The sequence below is a fragment of the Protofrankia sp. CiP1_Cm_nod1 genome, assembly GCF_920888515.1.
Taxonomy (GTDB): Bacteria; Actinomycetota; Actinomycetes; order Frankiales; family Frankiaceae; genus Protofrankia.
The window spans coordinates 1-4,304 of sequence record NZ_CAKKTM010000287.1; the positions used below are offsets into that span (position 1 = coordinate 1).

The 4,304-nt window shown below is 69.1% G+C and carries 4 protein-coding genes and 2 pseudogenes; 3 read left to right on the forward strand and 3 right to left on the reverse strand.

All coding sequences use genetic code 11. From position 1 onward, the window contains the following. Positions 1 to 317, forward strand: a 317-nt coding sequence (locus NBX02_RS13075) for a protealysin inhibitor emfourin (RefSeq protein WP_250291528.1), incomplete at its 5' end; no start/stop codon positions are given. Between the two features lie 28 nt (positions 318 to 345). On the opposite strand, the pseudogene NBX02_RS13080 reads toward NBX02_RS13075, so the two are convergent. Beyond that, positions 346 to 471 (reverse strand): annotated as a pseudogene (locus NBX02_RS13080) (IS5/IS1182 family transposase); the annotation flags it as partial. 449 nt (positions 472 to 920) lie between these two features. On the opposite strand from NBX02_RS13080, the gene NBX02_RS13085 reads away from it, so the two are divergent. Then, positions 921 to 1,805, forward strand: a complete 885-nt coding sequence (locus NBX02_RS13085) for a GH25 family lysozyme (RefSeq protein ID WP_250283535.1) — start codon at positions 921 to 923, stop codon at positions 1,803 to 1,805. A gap of 234 nt (positions 1,806 to 2,039) precedes the next feature. Continuing rightward, positions 2,040 to 2,192: pseudogene (locus tag NBX02_RS13090) on the forward strand (IS6 family transposase); the annotation flags it as partial. 109 nt (positions 2,193 to 2,301) lie between these two features. Here NBX02_RS13090 and NBX02_RS13095 read toward each other — a convergent pair. Next, positions 2,302 to 3,276, reverse strand: coding sequence for a phosphatase PAP2 family protein (locus tag NBX02_RS13095; protein WP_250291530.1), 975 nt, complete (start codon positions 3,274 to 3,276; stop codon positions 2,302 to 2,304). 43 nt (positions 3,277 to 3,319) lie between these two features. Continuing rightward, a complete protein-coding gene (locus NBX02_RS13100; protein WP_250291532.1) occupies positions 3,320 to 4,201 on the reverse strand; it encodes a hypothetical protein in 882 nt (293 codons plus the stop codon). Positions 4,202 to 4,304 lie beyond the last annotated feature (103 nt).

Here is a 4,304-nt window from a genome sequence, read left to right on the forward strand (position 1 = left end):
CTCACCCGGGGCATCATCGAAGGGTGCGTGTGGAGTTCGAACGTAGCGGCGGCTTCGCCGGTCTGGTTCTGCATGCTGTCCTCGACACCAGCGAACTCGACCCGGAGCAGGCCGGGCAGGCCGAAGCCGCGCTGGACACCCTCGGCTGGGATCAGCCGGCAAGGCCCCCCCAGGGGGCCGACCTCTACCAGTACCGGTTCACCGTGACCGACGCCGCCGGCCGGCGGCGCTCAGCGGTCCTCAACGAGCTGCAGGTACCTGCCGCGCTGCGTCCGCTGGTACGAGAACTCGTCGCCCGAGGCCGGCTCCCGTCCTGACAAGGGACTGCTCGCCCTTACCCCGGCGGGTGAGGGTGTGGCCGAGCCGGGTGAGGATGCCCTCGTCGCGCCAGGCGGCGTAGGAGGGAGACGCGGTGGCGTGCGCCGGGAAGCCATGGGGCAGGTATCGCCAGGGAACACCAGTGCGGTTGATTTTCCGTGGGCTCATGACGGAGGTTTCTCCCTGGCCGGGGCGGCGGTAAACCAGCGGGCCGGGAACTGCCTCACCCTGGCAGGAGAGGGGCTTTCACCGCATCGGTAAACCAGACAGACAGCCGGCCGCATCTCCGCCCTTGACGACCCTCGCGCTCAAGACCATGGAGTGCACGAATCCGCCTTTACCACGCGAAAGCCGTAAAAGCTACGGCCGGCATAAACGATTCATCCCACCGAAACCACGTAAATATCCACTCAGGGGGTGTTTCGTTGTGAGGAAACGCGGTTTCGGCAATAGCAAGATCGCTTCCTGTTGATCCTTGTCGGTCTTCTTCGGCAGCGAGCCGCCCTGCGATGCGATATGTGGACGCAATCTGGGAATAATCGTGCGGAGACCTCTGCAGAGGAGCCGAATAGTCGGATAGGTATCTAAGGAGTGCATGCGACATGTCGCGTTTTGCTGATATCTCCATATACAACGCGTCTTTCGACGCCGACGTCTACAAGGACGCCGGACACGAGCTAATCGTCATCAAGGCGACGGAAGGGGCCACGTATACCAATGAGCGGTGGGAGGGGTGGGTTAAGGACGCTCGCCACACCGGGCTACGCGTCGGCCACTACCATTTCGCCACCACATGGGACGCTGCGGACCAGGCGGCACATTTTCTGAACGTGGTGAACCGAAACTACCACCCTGACGACATCCTTATCCTCGACCTGGAACAGGCCGCGATCCCGGCGCGTCGACGTGGCGACCTCGCCCGCGACTTCCTCGGCAAGATAGACCATATGCCCGGCGAGAAATGGCTGTACTCCGGCAAATTTTTCCTCCAGGAGGGGAGAGTATCCTACTTCGGGGTACCGCTGTGGCTGCCCTCGTATACCAATACGTGGCGGGACAGTATGCTCCCCCACGGGTGGGACAAAGAGACGCTGGTGGCGTGGCAGTTCACGGCCACGGCCACGGTGCCAGGCGTCGGGAAGGCCGCCGGAGGCGTGGACTACAGCGAGTGGTACCCGACCACGCCGCAGCCCGGCAATCGTTTCGCCGGATACCCGACCCTCCACCGGGGCGACCAGGACTCGCACCGCACCGGCACCTTCCCTGACCGGGGAGCTCCCGTGCAGACCCTCCAGAACGCCTTGAATATCGTGTTGGGATGGGAGGGGGGCCACCCGTCCAGGCTGGCCCCGGACGGCGATTTCGGGCCGGCGACGCATGAGGGCGTGGTGCACTACCAGGGACAGCGTGGGCTGACGGCCGACGGGGTGGTCGGCACCCGGACCTGGTCCCGCCTGGACTCCGATCTCGACACGATCGGACGGTGATCACGACGGAAGGATAAATAAATCCGTTTCATCCGTATTGGGTATCCTCGCCTGCATCCGTCTGAGATGGGGGCCGCGTCTCCGACTGGAACCAATGGCGCAGGGTTCACATACATCCTCACTGTCTGTTGTGTTCGCTGGGCTCTTGATCAGGTAAGGCGGACGGATGCGTCGACGCCCTGCCCGTTCGCTGATCCCCGCCTCGGAGTTCACGGGTTCCGGCCCCCACCGGCAGTGATCGTGCTGTCGGTCCGCTGGTACCTCCGCTACGCGCTGTCGTACCGGGACGTCGAGGAACTCCTGGCCGAACGCGGCCTGGTCGTCGATCACGTGACCGTCTACCGGTGGATACAGCGGTTCACCCCGCTGCTGATCGACACCGCCCGCATTGGGCAACGGAGTCGTAACGCGGGGGAGGACGTCAAGGCGAGGCGCTCGAGGGCTACGACGAGGTTGTTCCTGGCGGGCGAGCTCTTTTCCTGGCGGACGGGGGTTTTCACGGCGCCCGCGCCGGCCGTGGACGCGTCGGCTGCCGCCGGTTGCGACGCCGCCGGTCAAGGGCGACGGCCGAGGCCGCCAGCGCGAGCCAGGCCGCACCGAACGCCCAGCCGCCGACGACGTCGGTGGGCCAGTGCACCCCGAGGTAGACCCGCGACACCCCGACCCCGGTCGTGATCAGGACGGCCGCGGCGACCGGAGCGGCGAGCATGGCCTTTCCCGCCGGCAGGAGGCTGATGATCAGTGCGGCGGCCAGGCCGTAGCCGATGGTCGCGGTGGCGGTGTGCCCGGACGGGTAGGCGTAGCCGTGCGGGTGGGCCAGCCACAGCGCCGCCGGCGGCCGCGGGCGGGCGACCAACCGGTTGACCATCAGGCGTACCAGCTGACCGGCCGCGAGCACGGCGACGGCGGCGACGGGCGGCGTCCAGCGGCTGGTCCGTCGCCACCACAGCACGCCCACCACGACCAGCAGGCCGTAGACGACCGGTCCGCTACCGAGACCGGTGACCACCCTGGCCCATGATGTCAGCCCGGGGCCGCGCCGGGCGGTGACGCCGTGCAGCAGCCGGGCGTCGTCGGCGGCGAGGCCTTCGCGGGCCACCACGTCCCAGGTGACCCCGCCGAACAGCCATCCTGCCGTGACCAGCGTCGCAAGGGCGGCGGCCGGAGGCCGGCCGAGCCGGAACAGCGGCCCCGGACGCCGACGGATCCGGCCCCGGACCCGGCCGGACCGGCGGGCGGCACGGTATCCCACGGCCGCGACGACCGCGACGACCGCGCCAGCCGCGACGGCCGCGATCACCGCCCACAGCGGTAGGCGCTGCCCGTGCGCGAGCACGCCGAGCAGGACCGCGGCCGCACCGGAGAAGACCAGCCCGACGAGCGGGGACGCCCCCGCCGCGGACAGCACGAGGAACGGTAGCGGGACGAGCCATGGTGAGGCTCCCGGCAGACCGTCGACAAGGTGGCTCATCGACAGACACCTACCAGGCCGGCCGGTCAGTGCGGCGGGCCGGTCAGTGCGGCGGGCCGAGCAGCGCGCGTACGAGCGCGATGCCGAGCTGGGAGCGGTCGGTCTGCCAGACGTGGCAGTACTCGTACGGCCAGGCGTAGACCGGGCACTGCCCGGTGCAGAGGGCGGACACCCGTGGCTCGTCGAGATCGGCGGCGGCGTAGCGGTACAGCAGCTCGATGCGGGCGGCGATGACACCGTAGTCGAAGACGCGGGCCAGGCGGTTCTCCCGGGCGAGTACCACCTCGATCGTCAGGCCCTCCAGGGGGTACCTGTCGGGAAGGACGTTCTGGAGGGACAGGAAGAGATCGGCCGCCCGGCGGCGCGGGTCGCCCAGGAGAGCACCGAACACGGCGAGCCTGCCGAGCGCCAGCCTGGGGCGCGTGAGCAGGCTGTGCGCGTAGAGGACGCGCAGGAGCGCGACGTCCATGAAGAACCGTTCGAGCGGTGTCTCGAGCGCGACGAGCTCGCGGTTGTCCAGGTAGCCGGCCACGATGCTGGCGTTGTGCGCGCGGTACCAGGCCTCCGGAGCGGGACGCCGCAGGAATGCCAGCCAGTGCCGCACGGCGGTCGTGCTGGGCTCGCCGTGCACGCCCCTGGACAGCAGGTCCGCCTCGGCCGCGTCGCGGAGCAGGGACTCGTTCACGGCTCGCCACCACGGGCTGCCGGGCGTCGCGGCGCTGGCGGGTGCCAGCAGGCCACGCTGGATCTGCCACCGCATGAAGGCCATCTCGGCACGCCGATAGGGCCGGATACTCCGGGCCGCGACGCGCCGGTCGTAGAACTGCGCGGCGAGCCGGAGACGCCGTACCGGGTCGTCACGGGCGATGGCAACCAGTTCCCCCGCGCGGTGAGCAGCACCCGCCGACACCCCTCGGCCGGACACCCCCCGAGCATATCGGACACTGGACCGGAGCTCAGGGACTGGGACGCCGTCGCCGCGCCGGTAGGTGCCTTGCCGGCGGGCGACGCGGACCAGGAGAGCCCTG